The organism is Candidatus Sulfotelmatobacter sp. (assembly GCA_036500765.1).
In the GTDB taxonomy this organism is placed as follows: Bacteria; Acidobacteriota; Terriglobia; order Terriglobales; family Acidobacteriaceae; genus Sulfotelmatobacter.
Genome location: DASYBM010000004.1, coordinates 1,923,529 through 1,945,125, shown reverse-complemented (window position 1 = coordinate 1,945,125; position 21,597 = coordinate 1,923,529). Strand labels below are relative to the sequence as shown.

The window sequence follows — 21,597 nt, the reverse complement described above, 5'->3', positions numbered from 1 at the left end:
TGGGTGGGTGCGACAGTGATCGCAGGACCGCAAAGTGCAGTTTGTTAGAAGTGATAGTTCGTTTCCAAAAAGATCAACTGCCCATTCGGATCTCTCGGATAGATCGAGTCGATCACGCCCTTGCCCCAGGCATGGCCATAGTAAAGCGTGGTGCCGAACGACGGCGTCACCTGATAGTCTGCGCTCACATCCCACACATTGCCTAGGCCTCGGTTTCCATTGCTGGGCCGACCGGTATAGCCGAAAGTTTTAGGCTGGAACGCGCCACCACCCGAGTACCAAAAGTCCGCCGCATTCGCCAAGCGAAGCGTGTGCACTTCACTCCGCAATCCTAGCTTCGAGAATGGCTTCACATTGACCGTGCCGTACAAATCTTCATTGTTCATCATGTTGTAAAAAGGGAAGCGCGCGTACTGGCGAGGCGTAGGCAGAACTTGAAAGAAAGTACCGTGGGTTGAGTCTTTGTTATTCCCATCGCCGCTGCCATAGGAATAACCCGCGCTGATCCACGGCTTCAGCACTGGGATGGGTGGTTGCCAGCCAGCCTCGCCGACGAACGCGGACGCATGTTGAGCAAGGCCGCCCCACGAGCCGGTTTGCAGCGCGCCCCACACCAGAAAGTCGAACTTTCCGGCGGCATTGGTATTGAAAACGTGGGCGTAGTCCGCGCCCCAGGTAGCGATCTCAATTTTTCCGAAATCGGCAGCACGAACCGCCGCGGAACGGTTGTCTGTTTTCAGCACCGTCGTGCGATGATCGATATAGCCCAGAGCAAATATGCGCAACTCGCCCGCGGACTGTGGTGTTTCGACCGACCGGGTGTACGCTCCGTAGTAAGTGTCCACATCGAGTTCATCCATTCCTTTGACCTGAAATACTCCTTGCGTCGGCCGCGCGCCGAAAAATGTGAAGTTGTTCTCTCCGGAACTCGCCGAGAGTTGGACTCCGTCAAACGATCGCTGTACCGCGGTAAAAGCGAAGTTCGAAATCAGGCGGCTCGAAATGCGGGTTTGGATGACGGTGGCGAGCAGCGCATCTTTGGGCTTCACTTCCAGTCCATCGAAATACTCGAATCGCCCTATTTTTAGACCGGCCGGCCCGAGGTTCTTGAAATTCACAAAGGCTTGCTTGACGAAGCCGTTGGCTACATCGGTGTGATTGTTGTTCGCTACGTAATAGTTCGCGCCCAGTCCGAGTTGGCCTTGCGGCGCGGCAACCACGGCGTCGTTCGGCAGGCCGAGAATGGATGGCTGTTCGCCTTCGAGGAACCAGTCGAAGCGCTCGCCCGTCTGTCCGATTCCCAAGCGCAGCAAAGAATCCCACAGGCCGTATTCGCTATTTCCCGTCGGAGCCTGAAACCAATACCAGCCCTCGGCGCGCGTGCGCCAATTCACCGAAATTTCCAGCGGCCCGAGTTTGTGCTTGGCCGGGACCGGCTGTTTTGTTTCTTGCATTTTCGCTGGAAGATCGGACGGAGTGGGGAGGGACTGCTGTCCAGCCATCGATTGTACGAACAGTGATCCTGCTAGGAGCATGAGAACCATGCCCCCCGACCACTTCAATGCGCAAGACTTCATGCTTCTCTCCTCGAACTGGAAATATCGAACTGGGAATCAGTGATCAGTGGCCAACGGTCAGTGAGATCTGGAATCGAGCACTCCGCACACTACGAATCTCTGACTTCCGATCCCAGGCCACTTTCACTTGGCGGCAGATTCTCTTCGAACCGGCGGATTAGGGCAATAATAGGTTTCGATTAGTGGAACTTGATTCTCACTGCAAAACCAGTTCTACGAAAAAAGCGCCCCATCCGCTCGCCACGCGCCATAAAGCGACGTAGCGCCGGCGTCTCGCCGGCTGTCCCGAGAGCGTCCCGCTCTCGGAGAGCAAGAGACCGCTTAGACTTTTCGAGGAAATGAGGCGCGGCGGGCGAGACGCCCCGCCGCCGGGACGACGTCGCTACGAAAGACTCACGAGCTCCCGATCAGCACTCCGGTAATGAACACGAGCGCGCCGCCCAGTCCAACTTGCAGCGCGGCGGAGACCCAGGGCGTGTCCATGTAGCGACGGCGAATCCAAGTGATCACGCCCAACTCCGCTACCACGACGATGCCCGCGGCCCAAAGCGCCGCCCGGAAGTCGGGTAGAAGAAACGGCAGCGTGTGACCGATGCCTCCCAAAGCCGTCATTGCGCCGCAGATCACGCCTCGCACCCAGGGATGGCCGCGCCCGGTTAAACTGCCGTCGTCGGAAAGCGCTTCGGCGAATCCCATGCTGATGCCTGCGCCCGCCGAAGCCGCCAGTCCAACCAGAAATGCCTCATGACTATTCTTCGTCGCGAAGGCGGCGGCGAATACCGGCGCGAGCGTCGATACCGATCCATCCATCAATCCCGCCAAGCCGGGCTGAACAATTTGCAACACGAACAAACGCCGTTGCGCGACTTCTTCGTCGGCCTTCACGCTGTCGGGAAGCTTCTGCTTGTCGAGCTCCTGGGCGCGTTCTTCATGTTCACGCTCTTCGCGGGCCAGATCGTCCAGCAGTTGCCGGATGCTCGCGTCCTGGGTTCGATCGGCAGCTTTTTCATAGAAGCGCCGGGTCTCGACCTCCATGGTCGACGCTTCTTTGCGCACGGCTTCAATGCGCAGCGGACGCACCAGCCAAAGCGCCGGGCGTTCGACGAAGCCACGCACATCCTGGCGGCGAATCAGCGGAATGTGCTCCCCGAATTTTTTTTGAAAAAGTTCGAGCAAGCGGCGGCGGTGTCCCGACTCTTCCTCGCGCATGCCGTCAAACATGGAAGCGGTCGCCGGATAGTCCGGCCGCAAGCCCTCGGCAAAATCGGCATACACCCGCTCGTCTTCTTCTTCCAAAGCGATGGCCAGGGCCAGCACTTCGCGTTCTGTGAGCTCTTCGAACTTCTTCATGACGCATTAGCTTACAGGCGACGCGGGTCTGGATACAATCCGGATTTCCGTTTGGCCGCTGGCAATGAGCCAGAAAGCGGCGTTGCCTATCGCCGATGCCGGTATCTCAGTTGGCAACCAAAAATACGCCGCGCCCGATGCTACTATCCATTTCATGGCGTCCCGTCGTTCTGCTGGCCAGGCGAAGAAAAATCAGCCGAAGAAAGTCCACGCTCCCGTCAAGAAGCCTTCCCGCGCGCAGCATCCGCCCGAACTGGTCATCATCACCGGCATGAGCGGGTCCGGCAAGGCCTCGGTGTTGAAGGCCTTTGAGGATCTGGGCTACTACTGCGTCGATAACCTGCCAGTCCAGTTGATTCCGCAATTTGCCGACTTGGCGGTGCAGTCGGCCGAGATTCGCCGCACTGCATTGGTCGTCGATGTACGCGAAGGCTCGAAGCTGGAGCAACTGCCAGGCATTCTGAAGTCCGTCCGGCGCATGATTCCGACCAAGGTTGTATTCCTCGAGGCTTCGGATTCCGTGCTGGTACGTCGTTTCAGCGAGACGCGGCGGCCGCATCCCCTAGGCACCGACTCGCCGGTAAAATCCGCGCTCAAGGCGGAGCGCCGTCATCTGGGCGCGATCCGGCGACTGGCCGATTTCGTCATTGACACTTCCAAGTTTAACGTTCATGAACTACGCGATCACATTCACGAGCGTTTTCATGAGCAGTCGACCGAAAAAGGAATCCTGGTCTCTTGTGTCAGTTTTGGATTTCGTCACGGCGTTCCCGAGGACGCCGATCTGGTTTTTGACGTGCGTTTTCTGCCCAATCCGCACTTCGTTCCGGAATTCCGGCCGCTGACAGGGCGCGATCCGCGCGTGGCGAAATATATACGATCGTTTCCGCAGACGCGGGAGTTCATTTCGCGCATCTCCGATCTCCTCGTTTATTTGCTGCCCCACTACATCCATGAGGGCAAGAGTTATCTCACGATCGCATTCGGCTGCACCGGTGGGCAGCACCGGTCGGTGATGATCGCCGAAGACGTGGCCAAGCATCTGCGGCGCGCCGGATATCGCATCAAGGTTGCGCACCGCGACAGTCCGAAGTGATATCTACAGTCGTTTTGTGCGGCGCGTCGTCGGCGGGCCCATTCAAAGCTGAAACGGCGCTTCGCGGCACTCAAGTAGAATAAGGCTTTGCAACTCATGCTCATTCGACTGGCAGCCAGGGCTTGCGGCGTGCACCGCGCGGGAGTCTCATGCGTCAACTGATGCGCCTGCTGCGATATGTGTTTCCGTTTCTGCTGCAACTGGTTTCCGGCATAGTGTTGCTCGCGGCCGTCGGATTTCTTGAGGCATTTCGCCTGCTTCTCTTGAAACCGATTCTCGATCGCGTGTTGAACCCATCCTCCGGCTCCGAAAATATTCTCCTGTTCACGATTCCGAAAATCGATCGACCCGTTTACTTGCAGGAATTTGTTCCCTCGCAGTTTCACAATGCCTGGACGGTCGTGGCTTTCGCCTTGGTCGCGTCAACTGTGCTCAAAGGACTTTTCGACTACTCCGGCACTTATCTCGTGAACCATGCCGGCTTCGGCATGATCACCAACCTGCGCAACGAGCTGTATAACTCGGTGTTGCGGCGGTCGGTGGCTTTCTTTCAAAGGCATGCAACCGGAACCCTGATCTCGACGATCATCAACGACATTGAGCGCGTGCAGTTCGCCATGTCGAGCGTGCTGGCGGAGTTCCTTCAGCAGTTCTTCACGTTCGTCTTTACTGCCATCCTGGTTGTAGTGCTGGGGCGGCAGTTGGCGTGGGTGCTGCTGCTGTTTGTGCCGTTCATTATTTATTCGGCGGTGCGCATCGGCCGGCGCGTCCGGTCGACGACGCGGCGCGGGCAGGATCAGTTGGCTGACGTGCAGAATATTCTGCATGAGACCATCACCGGCAACCGGATCGTGAAAGCTTTCGGGATGGAGTCGTGGGAAATTGCGCGCTTCCGCAGCGCGGCGCAGCGCTTGTTTCGGGCCAACCTTCGTTCAGTCGCGGCCGCGGCCATCAGTTCTCCGCTCATGGACACGTTCGGGGCGATCGCCATCGCGCTGCTGCTGCTTTTAGGCCGCAGCCAGATCATTCACGACGAATTTACCTTGGGAGCCTTCGTCACTTTCGTGGCAGCCGTCCTGGCGCTCTATAACCCGGTGCGCAAGTTTGCCATTTTCAATAACGGTTTTCAGCAGGCACTGGGAGCGTCATCGCAGTTGTTCAAATTCATGGACGCCGAGGATGCCGTCCTGGAAAAAGCCGGCGCCAGGTCGCTTCCCAAGTTTTCGAAGAGCATTCGATTTGAAGGCGTCGGTTTTTCTTACCAGGCGGATGGCGACGATTCCCGGGAAATTCTGCGCGACATAGACCTCGAAGTGAAGGGCGGCGAAATTCTCGCAGTCGTCGGCTCCAGTGGAGCCGGCAAGAGCACGCTGGTCCACCTGATTCCGCGCTTCTTTGATGTGACCCGCGGTCGTTTGCTGATCGACGGCCACGACCTCCGCGACGTGACCCTGGCGTCGCTGCGGGCGCAGGTGGGCATCGTCACCCAGGAAACGGTTCTGTTCAACGACACCGTCCGCAACAATATCGCGTACGGCCAGCCGCACGTTCCGCAGAAAGAAGTCGAGGCTGCGGCCCGCGCCGCGCTGGCGCACGATTTCATTATGGCGCTACCCGCCGGTTACGATACTGTAATCGGAGAACGGGGCGTGCGGCTTTCCGGCGGCGAGCGCCAGCGTCTGGCCATTGCGCGGGCGCTGCTGAAGGATGCGCCCGTCCTCATTCTGGACGAAGCCACGTCGGCGCTCGACAGCGAGTCCGAGGCCCTGGTGCAATCCGCTCTGCACAATCTGATGAGCGGCCGCACCGTGTTCGTAATCGCGCACCGGTTGTCGACTGTCAGACGTGCGGATCGCATTGTGGTAATCGAGAACGGTACGATCGCCGACATCGGCCGGCACGAAGAGTTGATGACCAAGCTAGGAACGTACCGGCGTCTCTACGAATTACAGTTTGCCAACGCGGATTCGCCGAAAGTTGTCGCGGAAACTTGAGAACAGGCCCTATGCCCATACGCTCGATGACAGGTTTTGGTCAGGTAAAAGGTGAGATCCGCCGTCCAGAGGGCGGCAGCAAAGAAGCTTCATCGTCCTCCAATGGGCGGATGGCCTTCGCGCTGTCGCTGAAGTCGGTCAACCATCGTTTTCTGGATCTGCACTTCCGGCTGCCTTCGGGCACCGATTCTCTCGAAATGCAGCTGCGGCGCCTGCTCAAAGAAAAAATAGGGCGCGGCCACCTCGAAGTTTCGCTCAGCCTGGAGCGCTCGACCGGTGAAACATTCTCGCTGAATCGCGAGATTGTCGGCGGCTACATTGCCGCCTTCCGCGCCGCTGCCGCCGAGTTTTCCCTGGCTACTACTCCCGACCTCAACGCGGTTCTGCGCATTCCTGGCGCGCTCGATTCCGCCAACGACAGCGCTGATGGCGAGATTGAATCTGCGGTCATGGCGAAAGTCGGCGAGGCGCTCGAGCGCCTGAATGTAATGCGCGAAGAAGAAGGCCGCGGCATTGCCCGCGAACTGCGCGAGCGCATGGCCCATCTGGTCGAAGCCGGAAAAAGCGTGCAGCAGCATCGCCGGGCCGTATTGCAGAACTACAGCGAGCGATTGCAGTCCCGCTTACAGGAATTGCTGGGTGCGAGCGTCGACAAAGAACGCGCGTTGCAGGAAGCGGCTCTGCTGGTCGATCGCAGCGACATTCAGGAGGAAATCGTGCGCCTCGAAACTCATGTGCAGCATTTTCTGGGATTGCTGGAAGCCGGTGGCGAGATTGGCAAGAAGCTCGACTTTCTGTTGCAGGAGATGAACCGCGAGGCCAACACCCTTCTGTCCAAAACGTCCGGACTGGCGGGTGAAGCGCTGAAAATTACCGAGGCCGGTCTGGCGATGAAAGCGGAAATCGAAAAATCGCGCGAGCAGGTGCAAAACCTGGAATGAGCTCAACCTACAATCCCATTATCTACATCATTTCAGCGCCCTCAGGCTCGGGCAAATCGACCCTTGTCAACGAGCTGCTCAAGCTGGTTCCAGAGCTCGATTTTTCCATTTCGTACACAACCCGCGCCCCCCGTGGCAGCGAGCAGAATGGCAAGCAGTATCATTTCGTTTCGCGCGAAGAGTTCGAACAAATGATTCTTGCCGATGAATTCCTGGAGCACGCCGAATTCGATCGCAATTTTTATGGCACGGCGAGATGCTATGTCCGCGAGGCGGCGGAGAAGGGCCACGACCTGCTGCTCGACATTGATGTGCAGGGCGCAAGGCAAGTGAAAGAAAAACTGCCCGATGCCGTCAGCACTTTTGTGTTGCCTCCGGACCGCAAGACTCTGGAATGGCGCCTGCGCAAACGCAGCGAGGACCCGGAAGAGACCATCCAGCGCCGTTTGTCCGCGGCCAGCCGTGAACTCGAGAACTACGACAAGTACGACTACATTCTGATCAACGACAAACTCGAGGAATCCATCGAGATCCTGGAGTCGATCGTCCTGTCGCAACGCCTGTTGCGATCCCGTGCGCCTCTGTCCGTTGCCGAGCAGAAAATCGTGGAACAAGCCGACGTTCATCGACTGGCCAATATCCGCGAAAAGGTAGGACCCATCCTGGCGTCCTTTCGTACTCCCCCGCCTTCGGCACATCCTTAGATTTCGCGGTATCATTTTAGGGACGCCGAAGCGGGCGTCGGAAGCCGTGAGCGAAATCGAGCGGGTCCGCTTAGCTGGATCATGTGAATGCTTGAGGTCGAGTTTTCGCAATCGAAATTCGATCTTCGGCGCAGATAGACTTCAAACCAGATTTCTTGAGGGAGAGTCCCAATGAAGTTGATCGAAGGCTTTGACAGCAACTATCGCTACATTCTGGTGGCAGCCCGCCGCGCGCGCCAACTTCAATCCGGCGCGCCGCCCGTGGTCGATACCAATTCCCGCAAGCCCTGCCGCATCGCCCAGGATGAGATCCGCGCCGGCAAGGTGAAGTGGGAAATTCCAGAGACTCGCACCGCCGCCGAGCAGGCCGAAGACGCGCTCGATAAGGCCCTGGGCCAGGACTGATTGGGAAGACCAGGATTGTTGATTTCGTGGTTGTTGATTGTCGGTTGAACGGCCTTGGGCAACGGTTTTGAATCGACAATCGAAAATCAACAATCAACAATAATTATGAAGATTGCTCTGGGCGTCACCGGCGGTATCGCGGCCTACAAAGCGGCAGAGATTGTTCGCCTGCTTCAAGACCGTGGCATTCGCGTGCAAGTCGTGATGACGCGTGCCGCCCAGGAGTTCGTGCGCCCCCTCACCTTCGCCGCGCTCTCCGGAGAGAAAGTGATTACCGGCATGTTCTCCGCCGGCGAAGCACACGGTCAGGGTGAACGGCCCCAGCCCAACATCGATTCGGCCATCGAGCACATCGCGGTCGCGCAATCCATAGACGCGCTCCTGGTCGCGCCCGCTACCGCCGATGTTCTGGCACACTTTGCACAGGGCATTGCGAGTGATTTTCTGACCACGCTTTATCTCGCGACCACCGCGCCCGTGGTCGTCGCGCCCGCCATGAACGTCAATATGTGGAATCATCCCGCGAGCCAGGCGAATCTCCAGACCCTGCGGCAGCGGGGCGTGAAGGTCGTCGAGCCGGACGCGGGTTACCTGGCCTGCGGAATGACTGGCCCGGGGCGGCTCGCGGAGAATGAAGCCATTGTCGCCGCGGTGATGGAAGCCCTCGGCGCTGCGCAGGATCTCAGCGGCGAAACGATACTGATCACCGCCGGCCCGACCCGCGAGAAAATGGATCCCGTGCGCTATCTCACCAACCGCTCCAGCGGACGCATGGGTTACGCTCTCGCCGAGGCCGCGTTACGCCGCGGCGCTCGCGTGCTTCTGGTCAGCGGGCCGACTGCGCTCACTCCACCCGGAGCCGCCGAGGTCAACCGTGTCGAATCCACCGAAGAAATGCGCGACGCTGTCCTCAAATTCTTTCCACAGGCCAGCATCGTCATCAAGACCGCCGCCGTTTCCGACTATCGCCCCAAAGCCGCCGCTGGCCAGAAGATCAAGCGCAAGGGCCCCATGACTTTGGAGCTCGAGAACACGTCCGACATTCTGCAAGAACTGTCACTGAAGAAAACAACCCAAATTATTGTGGGCTTCGCCGCCGAAACCGAAAATGTGCTGGAGAACGCACGCCAGAAGCTGGTATCGAAGAATCTCGACGCGATCGTCGTCAACGACGTTTCCCGCGAGGGCGTAGGCTTTGATTCCGACCGCAACGCCGTGACCATCATCACTCGCGAGGAAGTTATCGAGGTCCCGGAAACAACGAAGTGGGAGGTCGCGCAACGCGTTCTCGACCAGATCGTGCGACTGCGCCAGCACCGAAAAGCGCCAATCAAAGTGTAAACGCCATCTCCTTTGTCAACCTGGTCCGAAGCAGTCGCAGAATCCCTACTTCCAGCGCAAGCCGTATAATCTCGTCAGTCCCAACAGTGCCGACGACAATAAATCCCGATCTACGCCGTGCGCTCGCCGAACGAGTCCGCTACTGCCACGAAATGGGCATCTACGATTTCTACCGCCGCGACGCGCCAGTTTCGGAATCCGGCACACCCGCTGCCATCATCGACGACAATCCATTTCAGGAAGATCTGATTTCCACACCTCAGGAACTCGAAGAGGACATGGCAAGAAAATCCTCAGTAGCTGCAACCGCCGCTAACAAAAATATTCTCACCGTCCTGACTCCGCACGCAGAGCAGGCGGCCACCGATCCCGTCACCGCACTCCAACTGATTCGTGAAGACCTCGGCGACTGCACGCGCTGCAAACTACATAAGCAGGGTCGCAAGCAGATCGTGTTTGGCGTCGGCAATCCGCGCGCCGATCTAATGTTCATTGGCGAAGGCCCCGGCGCCGACGAAGACACGCAGGGCGAGCCTTTCGTCGGCCGCGCCGGACAGTTGCTCAACAACATGATCAAAGCTATGGGCATTCGCCGCGAAGATGTCTACATCGCGAACGTCGTGAAGTGCCGCCCACCGGGCAACCGCACGCCCGAGCGCGACGAATGCGAAACTTGCTCGCCGTTTCTGATGCGCCAGATCGCGGTGATCAAGCCCAAAGTTGTGGTTGCGCTCGGCGCAGTCGCGGCGAAAAATCTGCTTGCCATGAATGCATCGATGTCAGAATTGCGCGGCCGCTTCTACGACTTCATGCCGGCCGGCGCACGCAGCAGCGATCCAACCTGGCAGGGCACAAAACTTGCCGTCACCTACCATCCCGCATTTCTGCTGCGCGATCCGCGACAGAAAGGCGAAGCGTGGAAAGATTTACAGATGGTCATGAAATACCTCGGACTGGAGCCGCCGAAAAAGTCTGATTAAAATCGATACCCTATGACGCTGAGCGAAGTAAATCGATCGCGAAGCGTTCGATCTACGCAGTCGAAGCATCCCCAAGAGCACATCAAGTTAGGCGATGGTTGCTAACGACCGACGACTAACAGCGACGACTAACGACCGAAGACTAACGACCGAAGACTAACGACCGACGACCGAATCCCTGGTTTATCCTTCTAAACAACCCATGCCCGAATTCTGTGACGTCGCCGTGCCCGTGCCGCTGGACACGGTTTTCACCTACTGTATTCCCACGGACGCGTTGCCCGTGGTCGGCGGACGTGTGCTCGTCTCTTTCCGCCAACGGCGCACGACAGGAATTGTCGTCGAACTGCACGACCGCAAGCCTTCCGTCACCACGAAGGATATTCTCGCTGTTCTTGACCCTGCTCCTGTGCTCGACGAACAACAGCTCCAACTCGCCCGCTGGATCGCCGACTATTATCTCGCTCCCCTCGGCGAAGTCTTCCGCACCATGCTTCCGCTCACGGCGGAGTTCAAACGCTCCATCGGCTATCGACTGACCGAGCAGGGCCAGATGGCGCTGCACTTGGCGGGCACATCCGGTTCGTCCGCGCGTTCCAAGCGCACCCCCGAAGAGCAGGATGCAGAACTCCGCGTGTTGGATTACTTGGGGGCGTGTGAATCATCAATCGAAACAGAGGATCAGGAGAAGGAACTCGCCTTGGCGAGGACGGACGGGAAGGGCATGGCTTCAGCCGCGCCATTAGAACCTGATCACCACGGGGCTTTAGCCCCTGAGGCCAACGCTCTCGTCCGCGAGGAAACACTCCGCTCCGCCACTCGGGTCTCCAGAGGCGTGCTCGCCGGAATGGTCCACAAGAAGTGGCTGACGCGCCAGGATCTCTCCGCTCCGCAAGATGCCAGGCGCACCATCAAAATTGCGGTCTTGAAATCCGTCGAGGGCAAACTTAACGACAACCAACGCCAACTGCTCGATACCTTGGCTGCTGCGGGGGGAAGAGTTCCCGTCACCACGCTGCAAGAGCTCGAGGTTCGGCGGACCACGCTTGCAACACTGGTGAAGCGCGGTCTCATCGAGATTCTCGAAGTCCCCGCTGAGTTCACGGTTTCGCGCTCGAAGCCGCGGCCATCGCTCTTCGATTTCGACCTCAACCCAGCGCAGCAGTCGGCACTCGCGCGAGTGCGGCAGAGTGTGGCCGCGCGCACGTTCTCCGGCATGTTGCTGCACGGCGTCACCGGGTCGGGCAAAACCGCGGTTTATCTCGCCGCGATGCGTGGAGTTCTGGAAGCGGGACGCTCCGCTATTTTGCTCGTTCCCGAAATCGGTCTCACGCCCGCCGTGGCGGCCGACCTGCATCAGATCTTCGGCGATGAAGTCGCCATCCTGCACTCCGCGCTATCCGACAAAGAACGCGCCGAGCAGTGGCACCGCATCAAGCGCGGCGACGCGCGCATCGTCGTGGGCACGCGCTCCGCAGTCTTTGCTCCCGTAACAGACCTCGCTCTCATTATTGTGGATGAGGAACACGATTCTTCCTACAAGCAGGAAGAAACGCCGCGCTATCACGCCCGCGACGTCGCCGTCATGCGCGCCAAAATGGCGAATGCCATCGTCGTACTGGGATCGGCGACCCCGTCGCTGGAGTCTTACTACAACGCGAAAAAGAATAAATATGCTTTGGTCGAGTTGCCCGATCGCGTGGAGCGGCGTCCTCTGCCCGAAGTCGAAATCATCGACATGCGCCAGGAATTCCAGGAAACCGGCCACGAGCAGGTCATCTCACGCAAGCTGGCCGCGGAGATCAAAGAGAGACTCGAGCGCAAAGAACAAGTGATGGTCCTGCTCAACCGCCGTGGATATTCGCCGGTAGTCCTCTGCCGCACTTGCGGCAAGAAACTCGAATGCCAGAACTGCGCCATCGCGCTCACCCATCACAAACGCGAACATAAGATGGTTTGCCACTATTGCGGATTCACCGCGCCCGTGCCGAAAGCATGCGTGCACTGCGGAAGCGAGTATGTCTACTTCCTCGGAACGGGTTCAGAAAAACTGGAAGAGCTGTTGCACGGCCTTTTTCCGCAGGCGCGCATCGCGCGTCTCGATCGCGACACGGTCCGCAGCCACCAGGATTTCGAGCGCGCGCTCAACGGACTCAATGAAGGACAACTCGATCTGCTGGTGGGCACGCAGATGATCGCCAAAGGCCACGACATTCACGGAGTCACGCTGGTGGGCGTAGTCGGCGCCGACGTCGCGCTCGGCCTTCCCGATTTTCGTGCCGCCGAACGCACTTTCCAGTTACTCACCCAGGTCGCCGGACGCGCCGGTCGCGGCCAAACCCCCGGCAAAGTCGTGCTGCAAACTTATTTTCAGGATCACTACGCCGTGCAGTACGCGGCCCGCCACGACTTTATCGGCTTCTACGAAAAAGAACTGCAATTCCGCAGTTGGATGCACTACCCGCCCTATTCCGCGCTGGCCAATGTCCTGGTGCGCAGCGACCATCTCGACGACGCACTGCAATGGTCGGGAACGTTAGGCAAATGGTTCGATTCGACACGTCACGAGGGAGTTCGTGTCCTCGGCCCCGCACCCGCGCCGATCATGCGATTGAAGCGCGACTATCGCTATCACTTCGTTCTCAAGTCGCCCAGCCGCGAAAAACTCAACACCACCTTGCGCGCGATGTTGGCTCACGCCGCGCAGAAAAAAATCCCGCGAACGCAGGTTATCGTAGACGTGGATGCGGTTTGGCTGATGTAGCCGGAGTAAATGAAGGGCGGCCGACAAGATCTCGACCGCCCTGGTGGTTGCTGTCTACTTTTTGCGGCCCTGTGCGCCCTCATCCCGCAGAAAAGCCATGCCGTGCGGACTCACCATTCCCGTAACTACGTTTGTAAGCACACCCGTCCCCAGATCTGTTCTGGCCACCGAAGTCAGCGCCGCCGAATAGGCGTCACTGGGTGCGAAAATGTCCCGGGAAATCGAGTAAATCGTTTCGCCATCGCGGTCCGAAACCAGAATTACTCCGTGCGAGGCTCCGGCATAAACGGTGTCGTCGATTTGTACCGACGCGCCATCCAGCGTGAGCGCCACATGATAGGCGGTTTGATCAATCGCCCCCGGATGGTGCACGATAATCAACTCTGCATCGGCCTGGCTGTCGAGCACAAGGTCTCCCAGGGGATCGAATTTCATCGAGTCTGGGTCTTGTAGATTCAACGTAACCGGGCTATCGGTAGGAATGTCGGTGGCCGTGGCATTGCCCATCAACACCGGGGTTACGTTCACCATGGTGCCGCTGATCTGGCCGCGCACAATCGCGGGCTTTGTGTTCGGATTGTATTGTGGATTGGAACAGCTGAAATAGACATTGCCTCCGCTGAATGCAATATCGTCGTAGCCGCCACCGTGTGCCGGCGTCGCGAACGTATAGACCGTTTGCGTGTGCGCGACCGGGTCGATGATTACGAGGTTCGGGTTCCCGTCCTCGTTCTGCATCGCCCACAGTTGCTGGGTACGCGGATCGACTTTGAGTCCGTCGTTGTGGCCCTTGACGCTATAGCTGGTGATAACGTTTCCATTGCGATCGTATTCCACGATCGTGCTGCTCTTGCCATCGGAGCCATCGGGTGCAGCTCCATTGCCAAAGCCAATGAAGATGTGATTGTCGAGCACGGCAATGGAGTCCGGTTGAAAGTAAACATTGGTGACGCTGGAGGCGAAAACGGAGACGGTATAGGGAGCCACCGCAGTGACCTGTGACAGGGCGGCGACTGGAATGATCGCGACACAAAGTGCGATCATGCGCATAGCATGCGGAACTTTCATGGTTACTTCTCCTTGGAAGGATTGCCCGGAGATCTCCGGAGGTCACGTTTTAGAAGCAACTTTCGAAGAGGGTGAATATTAATACTTGGTTAATTCGAAGCCGGTTAACTCGAGGCCGGTTAACTCGAGAAAGCTTGACCGAGATTGCGAGAGAGAAAGCCTGACCGAGAAAAGCTCGACAGATTTACAGGCTTGCGTCGATGACTATCGCCAGGCCATCTGAAACGGCGAGATAGTGAATGTCAACGCTAGCATGATGATCGCCAGCACGGCTAGCGGCCACCGGCTGACGGGAAGCAGCGGATACTCGGGTGCCTGTTGCTGACGGTAGGTCATCACATTCATCACAATGAGCAGCCCGGCCCAGACTCGCCAACTCATATTCGCGCGGCCCAGAAAGACCAGGGCGATGACCGTCATCCACGAAATAATACGATGCGCTCGCGGCGCCAGCGCATAAACGATGTGCCCGCCATCTAACTGGCTGCTGGGCAGCAGGTTCAACGCAGTCGCAAACATCCCCACCCAGGCGGCAACAGCCACTGGGTGCAGGTAGACCCGGCTCAAAGGCAACTCCGCAATGGCGTGGCCCGGAACAACGCTGCGCAGCAGATCATGCATGAAATAGAAAATCGCCGGAAATCCCAATCGCAAATCCGAAGGTCCAATGCCATGCGGAAGCGGCTTCGAAAGATTCAGCGCCACCCCCAGCGCCGCGACGGCCACGACAAATCCCGCGATCGGCCCTGCGATGCCGATATCAAACAGCGCGGCGCGGGTCCGGATCGGCGACTTGATCCGAATCACTGCGCCCAGCGTCCCGATCAGCGTAGGCGCTGGGATAAAAAAGGGAAGCGTCGCCCGCACTCCGTAGTAGCGACAGAATAGATAGTGCCCCATCTCATGCGTGAACAGGATAAGCAACAGCGTCCCCGAAAACGGAACGCCCAGCAGCAGCCGCGACGGTTGCGCCACGATCCATCCCAAAGGGAAGAAGGGAAGCCATTCGTCAGCGGCGGCAAACGGCGGCAAATTATGCAGAAAGTTGAACTCCATCCGCGCGCCCACTACCAGAGTCGTGAAAACGGTGCCCAGAAAAAGCAACGCATGCAGCCAATAGCGCTCCCGCGGCGGCTTGCCAGCAGGTTTCGGTAGCGCGTGATAGTACTCAAGCGTGCTCGACGATGATTGCGACTCTGACGAAAGCGGCGAATTCAGGTCCGACATGATTCTGGGCGGGGCACCCCGACGTTCGGGACCCTTTTCTGATGCTACTACGATGGAGAGCTTTGTGTGGGGACAGCTGCTCCGGGGCGGACAATTCTCCGATCAGAGCGATTCGTATCAGGATATGCCTTCAGGCATATCGCAAAAGACGGGCGAAAGGAAGCCGGCTTCAGCGCGGCGGAGCACCGGCTCAGTCGATCGACTGCAATTCTTTCCCCGGCTTGAAGCGCACAGCCCTTCCAGGTGGAATCGAAACTTCAGCGCCCGTGCGTGGATTGCGCCCGATGCCAGTCTTGCGCGGACGCACATTGAACACGCCAAATCCCCGCAGCTCAATGCGATTGCCGCCGGCCAGAGCCTTCTTCATACTTTCAAAGACCGTCTCCACGGCCAGCTCGGCCTTGGTCTTGGTAATGCCCGTCTTGGCCACCACTTCGTTAATAATATCGAGCTTAATCACAAGCGGCTCCGCGTGCAGGATCAAAAATGGCGCTTCAAGTTATTGATGCTAAGGAAGATAAGTAAGATTGTCAACGGGAGCATCTAGCCCGTAAACGGGGTTAGCGAGATTCTGCATGCCCTGTTGAGGAGTCGGGCGCGCTTTCAAATGGGCCTCTCAAGTGAAATTGATCGCGAAGGGCAACTAACCGGGGATCGCTTTTCTGAGCTACAAACATGGGCTCGTAGTCGAGTTCGATGGCCGTGCACGAGTGCTCTTGAAGAGCCTTTCGCAACAACGAAAATCCCCGCGGCTGGTCTCCGAGCGCAAAATATGCGAGCGAGAGATTGACCGCCGGCATCCAGATTCCTCTGTCCATCTCTCCTTGCAGCCTCGATACGATTGCCCTAGCGTTTGCGGTTTTGCCGGCAAGCGCCAGACTTCTGGCGACGTTCGCCTCATACTGCTTGTGAAGTCCGCTCAAATCGGCGGCGCGCTGAAAGGACTCCGCCGATTTTTCTTCCAAGTGTTTCCGATCATAAGCGATTCCCAGATACCCATAGACCACTTCGTTCTCCGGTTCGCGCAGCCGCAGATGCTCAAGGTGCGCAATCGCGGCGTCGTACTGACCCGCCTCGATCAGCATGAAGGCGTAGTTGTAATTCGATGACAAGGAAATTGGGTCCAAATCGAGCCCGGTCTTCGCCTCGCGCAAAGCCTCCTGCGGCTGTTGCTGCGCCACTAGGTACTGGGCAAACCAATGGTGAGAACGCGCGTCGCTAGGGTTGAGTTGAAGTGCGCGCTGGTATTCCCGCCTTGCGCCCGGCCTATCGGATTCATTGTTGTCCAGAATCCACGCAAGATCACGATGCGCTTCGGCCAGGTGTTCGTCTAGCCGAATGGCGGTAAGCGCAGCCTCTTTGGCGTAGGCATAGGCGGCCTGAGTGGGCGTATTGCCCGCCAGATTTATGTATGTCTCGGCAATGCCAGCGTAAGCGGGCGCGTATTTCGAGTCAAGAACGGTTACCTGTCGAAACTCTTCCAACGCCTTCTGCGACGCTGCCGGATTCTTGTGCTCCAAGTCCATTCGGCCATGAAGGTAGGCATCGTAGGCAAGGGGGTCAAGAGTCTGGCGCTGCCGCGATGAGACGGCATCCGGGAGGAGGCGCGCTTCTACTTCGCGGGCTATCGACTCCGTAATTTCGGTCTGAATGCGGGGAAGCTCCGCGATTGGCCGCGAATACTTCGCTGCCCACATCACGCTTTGGTCTGCAGCTCTCACCAAATGAACGTTGACGTCCACCTGTTTATTCTGCAGCGCGACCGTGCCCTGGAGCAGAAATTGAACATTCAATTCCTTGGCAACCCGCAAAAGGCTCTTGTTCGTCGCCTTGTATTCGCCCGAACTCCCGTTGGCCAAAACCCGCAGGCGTTCCCCATCAATCTGGCCCAAGGCGGTGATTAGCTCTTCCGCGATGCCGTCGGAAAAGTAGTCATTGCCGGATGCGGCAGAGAGGTTGCGAAACGGCAGCACCGCGACCCGGGCCGGGTTTTGGTTCGCGAGTTCGGCGGACCAAAGGTGCCAACGCAAGACAGCGGGTGCCGCAAGAAGCAGAACTATGCACACGACGCCCGCTCCGACCAGCCAGGCGCGGCGGGAACGAGCCAAGCTCGGCGGCGGCGCGATCAGGCGCAGGTCCGTATCCTTGGGCTCGACAATCCGATTCTCCGGAATTCTGACAGGCGTCGAAGCCAGTGAAACCGGCGCGGCGAAACGGTAGCCATGTTTCGGCACCGTCTGGATCGCTTCGGCCCCAATGTGCTTTCGCAAGATAGAAATATTCTTGGCGAGGCTGCCATCGCCGACAAAGCTGTCCGGCCACACCCGGCTGATCAAGAATTCCTTTTCGACCGCCTGCCCAGCCGACTCGACCAGGACGACTAGCGTGTCGAACTCCTTCAGCGTCAGCGGGATAGTCTCATTCCGCGATGTTAGCGACCGCGCTCCCGTGTCGAGCAGAAAATCGCCAAAGCAATAGCACTGGCAAGGAGCGGTTTGGTTCGGGGCGGCCATATTTCAAGAAAACGTAAGGTTCCGGTAAAGACTTTCAACGACGGGGAGTTCATTGTCGCAGCAAGTCGGAGGCAAGGCAAGACGACCTGCGAAGACCATCGGAGCGTGCGCGGTTGTGTCTTGCCAAGCACAAGCAAGTTTGGAAGTAGACAAAATAAATGCTTTCGGGAGAGGAAAATGTTTCTGTCGCAAAGGGTTAACAACGCCGGCGTTATAGCAGTGGCTGTGATGATCGCGGTACATTCTGCCTTCACTTACGGGCAGAGCGCTCCGACGACTCCGGAAAAATCGCCCTCTCAGCATCGGCCTGCCGCCAAGGCTGCCAATGCAGCTGGTACCGTGGCTTCCGCTGCCAAGCTGGTTGCTGAAGCTGATGACTTGATTAGGCCACGTGACGAGGATAAGCAATGCCCCTCTTGCGAAGGCACCAGATTTTCTGGAGAGACCATAGGGCACGCCGCCGCCCTGTACGAAAAAGCCGCGAAGTTAGGAGACCCGCGCGGGCAAATGATGTATGCAGAGTTCCTACTGACATATTCAGGAATGTGCAACGACAAACCCACGGAACAGTATCAGGCCTGTATTACGGCCAAATTTACGCATGCCAGAGATCTCTTGAGGAAATCGGCGCAACAAAAGTACCAGCCCGGCCAAATCCGACTCATCGAGGAGGAGTTGGCGGGCCTGTACGATTGCCAAGTAGGACTTCCCAGCAACGTGGCGAAAGGCGACTACAACAACGCGCCCTCCTACGACACGAGCGGCAGCCTAATTTACCAAATAGGGGCCGCGGATGCATGGGGACATGCCGTTGCGTGGCACAACAACGGTTGGGGTTATTCATACGAGCAGTGTCAAAGCCACAACTACAACAATCCAGCTTGCGAGTTGGTAGGGGGACTGTGGTACGCCGACCTAACCGACGTGCTTACTTTGGTCATCGGGGGCTATACACCGGATTACCTGCCACTCCATTACGATACCTCCGAGAATTCCTTCTTCGGAGTCGTGCGGGTGGACCTTCACGTTACGCGGAGAGGCAAGGGCGCCTTAGAGGGTGTCCAATCGAATTTCAAGTGCGACAAAAGACCTCCTCTGGCTGGTGATGCACGGGGAATCCTATTCCAAGTTGGCAACTAGGAAACGCCGACTAGCGCTATATTCCGAATTGAGAATCAGAGGAGGCGAATCAAAATGCCTGAAGACAGGCTCCAAGCACTTGAGAAACGTGTTGAGAAGCTTGAGTCGAGGTTCAACCTTGCGGCAACCGTTGCATTGTTCTTAGGCATCTCGGTTGCCGGCCTAGGAAGCTGGGTCAAAGTTGAAGCGGCAAATGTGAAAGAGCTAACGGACGAAGTCCGCGCTCTCGATCCATTTGTGAAAGAAGCCAAGGCGCAACTTGAAAGAGCGGGCCAGGAACAGCTCGCGCTTATAAGAACGAAGGCTGATCCGATAGTCGAACGGCTCACCAAGGACAAATTTGCGGACTTGAGCGGAGCCTTGAAGAACGGGTCCCAGGGAGAAATCTATTCATCCAACCCGCAAGGTGAGAAGCTCCCTAATGACAAAGGCGACAAGAACCTCGATTGCCCAAAAGGTCAATTTGTAACTCGCGTCGGGGTTCACTGGATCGGACCTAATATCAGCTACGTGGCGACAACCTGCGGCAGCCCATTAAATTAGAGTTATGGAAGTTGGGTCCGCAGGCGACATTCGTGGGAGCCTTTTTCGTGGGGTTCATGCGAGGGCCAAAGGCGGCCGCCTCCAAAACCTCTGACAAACCTACGTGACTCGAAAATACGTCGTATATGACTGATCCTCGATCAACGTCCAAGACAGCATCTTCATCACGATATTGCCATCTGGCGACACATGCCATATCCCGGGCGCCATGCGCTTCGCAGCTAAGAGATTCGCTCGCGTCAGCCCGCGAACTTGATCCCCAAACAGCACCAGCGGCCCCACCATCACGGCGACCGTGTCGGGATGTTGCGCATCAATCGCTTCCAGCCGCGTCGTCATTGGAAGCTCGAGATCAATGCGGTCGCCATTCTTCCACGAGCGCTGTACCTGCGCGAAACTCCCAGCCTGCGCGGCCTCCCGCTTGCCGTTCACGGCGAACGACGCTCCCTCTGCCCACGCTGGAATCCGCAAATTCACGGCAAACTCCGCAGCCTTCGACGTCTTCACTTTAAACTGCACGTGCGAGTCATACGGATACTCGCTCTCCTGCGTCAATTCGAGCTGCGCCCCGTCCCGCATCCAGCGCAGCGTCGAAGGAATGTAGAGATTCACATACACTCCGCGCGGATCGCGAAAGTAAGTATTGATCCGATAATCGGCAACCACCTGCGGAAGCGTCCCCGAGCAGCATGGCCAGCGATGATCCGAATAAACCTTGCGCCCCTTGAAGTTGTAGTCTGAATAATAGTAGGCGGTCCCGTCGGCGTGGAGCGGCTTCGCGCCGAGCACGGTGTTGTACATCACGCGCTCCATGCTATCGCCATAGCTCGAGTCGCCCGTCACGCGCAGCAGATAGCGCGTAACCTTGAAGTGGGCGTACGATCCGCAAGGCGTTTCAAAGCTGTTGTGAGTCTTCGTAAGGCTGTCGTAAATGTCGGAGCTGCCAGTGGCACGCAGTTGCTCATCCGGCCCCCAACCGCCGGTCGCGAAACTCTGCGCTGCGACGATAGCGAAACCATTCTTCGCCGCCTGCAGATGCTTCTCGCTCGCTGTCGTCAGATAGGCTTGCATCGCCGAACTGAGCGCATTCACGTGGCTATAGGCATGCCGCCCTGCCAAGTCATTTTTTCCCGCCGCCAGGCGGTCGAAAAATGTGTCATTCAAATACTGCACGCCCAGCTTGCGATACCGTTCTCCCGCGCCGCGCTGGTACGCCAGAAAAAGATTCTCCGGCATCGTGTACGACTCGTCCCAGGTAAACGACTCGTCTTTGCCCGGTCGCCAGACCTGTCCATGCTCAATCGCCTTGCCGGGAAGATGCGGCAGCGCCGTGTCGCTGCTTTTTTCCAGAATCTTGAATGCATCCGGATCCCCGGCAAACTTATGCGAATCCATCAGCCCACACACCAGCTTGTCGTAGGTATAAGCAGGGAAGCGGGTCTTCTCGTAAAACTGTCCGTCGATGGTCTGCGCGTAAAGCCGGTTCAGCCGCAACACTTTCTCCCGCGCCGCCTGCGATCCGGTGATGGCATACATCCGCGACAGCGCCGATACCCACTGTCCAAACGTCGATCCCGGCGCGAACCCCGAGTCGAACTTGCGTTGATCGTTGTCAGGATCGTAGCGGTACCATCCGCCCAAATCCTCGCCCGGAGCCGATTGTCCAGCCATCGCGCGAAACGGTTTCAACAGCGCATCGTCATTTAGCTCCATCAGCACGGATAAAGTCTGCTTCAGTTGTTCCTCATGCAGCTCGCTGTGAAGAACAACGTCGCCGTAGCTGAACTCGTCCAGCGGGGTCGAACGAATGGAAGAGGACGCTCCGGAAAGGGATGCTCCGTAAGAGGGAAAAGCTAAGGCCGACTGCCGTAAGCCAGGAAGCAAGCTCGCGGTTGATGCCAACGCAGCCGATTGCAGAAAGCGTCTACGGGAGAGAGGCATGGGAGTTATTGTA

Annotated in this window: 17 protein-coding genes; 10 read left to right on the top strand and 7 right to left on the bottom strand. The window is 57.9% G+C overall.

Translation table 11 applies throughout. The features are described 5' to 3' along the window. Positions 1-44: 44 nt before the first annotated feature. Entirely contained in the window at positions 45-1,577 is a 1,533-nt protein-coding gene (locus VGM18_11100) for an alginate export family protein (GenBank protein ID HEY3973544.1), read from the bottom strand. A gap of 393 nt (positions 1,578-1,970) precedes the next feature. After that, the gene (locus VGM18_11095; GenBank protein HEY3973543.1) at positions 1,971-2,927 is read right to left on the bottom strand and encodes a ferritin family protein; all 957 of its coding nucleotides are present in this window, start codon (positions 2,925-2,927) and stop codon (positions 1,971-1,973) included. A 64-nt stretch (positions 2,928-2,991) separates the two neighbouring features. Between VGM18_11095 and rapZ the strand changes: the two genes are divergently transcribed. The 8 genes from rapZ to priA all read left to right on the top strand — a co-directional run bounded on the left by rapZ (position 2,992) and on the right by priA (position 13,152). Beyond that, on the top strand, positions 2,992-4,023 hold the full coding sequence (gene rapZ, locus VGM18_11090) for an RNase adapter RapZ (GenBank protein HEY3973542.1): 1,032 nt from the start codon (positions 2,992-2,994) through the stop codon (positions 4,021-4,023). A 149-nt stretch (positions 4,024-4,172) separates the two neighbouring features. Continuing rightward, complete coding sequence (locus VGM18_11085; protein HEY3973541.1) at positions 4,173-6,017, top strand: ABC transporter ATP-binding protein; 1,845 nt, start codon at positions 4,173-4,175, stop codon at positions 6,015-6,017. Between the two features lie 11 nt (positions 6,018-6,028). Then, the gene (locus VGM18_11080; GenBank protein HEY3973540.1) at positions 6,029-6,958 is read left to right on the top strand and encodes a YicC/YloC family endoribonuclease; all 930 of its coding nucleotides are present in this window, start codon (positions 6,029-6,031) and stop codon (positions 6,956-6,958) included. Further along, a complete protein-coding gene (gene gmk, locus VGM18_11075) occupies positions 6,955-7,662 on the top strand; it encodes a guanylate kinase (GenBank protein ID HEY3973539.1) in 708 nt (235 codons plus the stop codon). The genes VGM18_11080 and gmk overlap by 4 nt, the downstream gene beginning before the upstream one ends. A 171-nt stretch (positions 7,663-7,833) precedes the next feature. Continuing rightward, positions 7,834-8,067 carry a DNA-directed RNA polymerase subunit omega gene (rpoZ, locus tag VGM18_11070; protein ID HEY3973538.1) on the top strand — a complete coding sequence of 78 codons (234 nt, stop codon included), beginning with the start codon at positions 7,834-7,836 and terminating at the stop codon, positions 8,065-8,067. Between the two features lie 105 nt (positions 8,068-8,172). After that, positions 8,173-9,408: a bifunctional phosphopantothenoylcysteine decarboxylase/phosphopantothenate--cysteine ligase CoaBC gene (gene coaBC, locus VGM18_11065; protein ID HEY3973537.1), complete on the top strand. Its 1,236-nt coding sequence runs from the start codon at positions 8,173-8,175 to the stop codon at positions 9,406-9,408. A gap of 86 nt (positions 9,409-9,494) precedes the next feature. Next, a complete protein-coding gene (locus VGM18_11060; GenBank protein HEY3973536.1) occupies positions 9,495-10,388 on the top strand; it encodes a uracil-DNA glycosylase in 894 nt (297 codons plus the stop codon). 202 nt (positions 10,389-10,590) lie between these two features. Continuing rightward, positions 10,591-13,152: a primosomal protein N' gene (gene priA / locus VGM18_11055; GenBank protein HEY3973535.1), complete on the top strand. Its 2,562-nt coding sequence runs from the start codon at positions 10,591-10,593 to the stop codon at positions 13,150-13,152. A gap of 54 nt (positions 13,153-13,206) precedes the next feature. Here priA and VGM18_11050 read toward each other — a convergent pair whose 3' ends face one another. The 4 genes from VGM18_11050 to VGM18_11035 all read right to left on the bottom strand — a co-directional run bounded on the left by VGM18_11050 (position 13,207) and on the right by VGM18_11035 (position 17,960). Continuing rightward, positions 13,207-14,220 (bottom strand): hypothetical protein, encoded by a 1,014-nt coding sequence (locus VGM18_11050; GenBank protein HEY3973534.1) that lies wholly within the window; start codon positions 14,218-14,220, stop codon positions 13,207-13,209. Between the two features lie 204 nt (positions 14,221-14,424). Continuing rightward, the gene (locus tag VGM18_11045) at positions 14,425-15,447 is read right to left on the bottom strand and encodes a site-2 protease family protein (GenBank protein HEY3973533.1); all 1,023 of its coding nucleotides are present in this window, start codon (positions 15,445-15,447) and stop codon (positions 14,425-14,427) included. A 190-nt stretch (positions 15,448-15,637) separates the two neighbouring features. Continuing rightward, a complete protein-coding gene (locus tag VGM18_11040) occupies positions 15,638-15,907 on the bottom strand; it encodes an HU family DNA-binding protein (protein ID HEY3973532.1) in 270 nt (89 codons plus the stop codon). 100 nt (positions 15,908-16,007) lie between these two features. Then, positions 16,008-17,960, bottom strand: coding sequence for a FlgO family outer membrane protein (locus VGM18_11035; GenBank protein HEY3973531.1), 1,953 nt, complete (start codon positions 17,958-17,960; stop codon positions 16,008-16,010). Between the two features lie 177 nt (positions 17,961-18,137). On the opposite strand from VGM18_11035, the gene VGM18_11030 reads away from it, so the two are divergent. Beyond that, positions 18,138-19,100: a hypothetical protein gene (locus VGM18_11030; GenBank protein ID HEY3973530.1), complete on the top strand. Its 963-nt coding sequence runs from the start codon at positions 18,138-18,140 to the stop codon at positions 19,098-19,100. Positions 19,101-19,154: 54 nt separating this feature from the next. Next, entirely contained in the window at positions 19,155-19,643 is a 489-nt protein-coding gene (locus VGM18_11025; protein ID HEY3973529.1) for a hypothetical protein, read from the top strand. 99 nt (positions 19,644-19,742) lie between these two features. On the opposite strand, the gene VGM18_11020 is transcribed toward VGM18_11025, so the two are convergent. Next, on the bottom strand, positions 19,743-21,584 hold the full coding sequence (locus tag VGM18_11020; protein HEY3973528.1) for a beta-L-arabinofuranosidase domain-containing protein: 1,842 nt from the start codon (positions 21,582-21,584) through the stop codon (positions 19,743-19,745). Positions 21,585-21,597: the final 13 nt, after the last annotated feature.

Bases quoted from the DNA above. Each gene is read 5' to 3' on its own strand.
- VGM18_11080 (HEY3973540.1), top strand. From the start codon at position 6,029: ATGCCCATACGCTCGATGACAGGTTTTGGTCAGGTAAAAGGTGAGATC.
- priA (HEY3973535.1), top strand. From the start codon at position 10,591: ATGCCCGAATTCTGTGACGTCGCCGTGCCCGTGCCGCTGGACACGGTT.
- VGM18_11030 (HEY3973530.1), top strand. From the start codon at position 18,138: ATGTTTCTGTCGCAAAGGGTTAACAACGCCGGCGTTATAGCAGTGGCT.
- VGM18_11020 (HEY3973528.1), bottom strand. From the start codon at position 21,584: ATGCCTCTCTCCCGTAGACGCTTTCTGCAATCGGCTGCGTTGGCATCA.
- VGM18_11100 (HEY3973544.1), bottom strand. From the start codon at position 1,577: ATGAAGTCTTGCGCATTGAAGTGGTCGGGGGGCATGGTTCTCATGCTC.
- VGM18_11050 (HEY3973534.1), bottom strand. From the start codon at position 14,220: ATGAAAGTTCCGCATGCTATGCGCATGATCGCACTTTGTGTCGCGATC.
- coaBC (HEY3973537.1), top strand. From the start codon at position 8,173: ATGAAGATTGCTCTGGGCGTCACCGGCGGTATCGCGGCCTACAAAGCG.
- VGM18_11085 (HEY3973541.1), top strand. From the start codon at position 4,173: ATGCGTCAACTGATGCGCCTGCTGCGATATGTGTTTCCGTTTCTGCTG.
- VGM18_11025 (HEY3973529.1), top strand. From the start codon at position 19,155: ATGCCTGAAGACAGGCTCCAAGCACTTGAGAAACGTGTTGAGAAGCTT.
- rapZ (HEY3973542.1), top strand. From the start codon at position 2,992: ATGAGCCAGAAAGCGGCGTTGCCTATCGCCGATGCCGGTATCTCAGTT.
- VGM18_11045 (HEY3973533.1), bottom strand. From the start codon at position 15,447: ATGTCGGACCTGAATTCGCCGCTTTCGTCAGAGTCGCAATCATCGTCG.
- VGM18_11035 (HEY3973531.1), bottom strand. From the start codon at position 17,960: ATGGCCGCCCCGAACCAAACCGCTCCTTGCCAGTGCTATTGCTTTGGC.
- VGM18_11095 (HEY3973543.1), bottom strand. From the start codon at position 2,927: ATGAAGAAGTTCGAAGAGCTCACAGAACGCGAAGTGCTGGCCCTGGCC.
- gmk (HEY3973539.1), top strand. From the start codon at position 6,955: ATGAGCTCAACCTACAATCCCATTATCTACATCATTTCAGCGCCCTCA.
- rpoZ (HEY3973538.1), top strand. From the start codon at position 7,834: ATGAAGTTGATCGAAGGCTTTGACAGCAACTATCGCTACATTCTGGTG.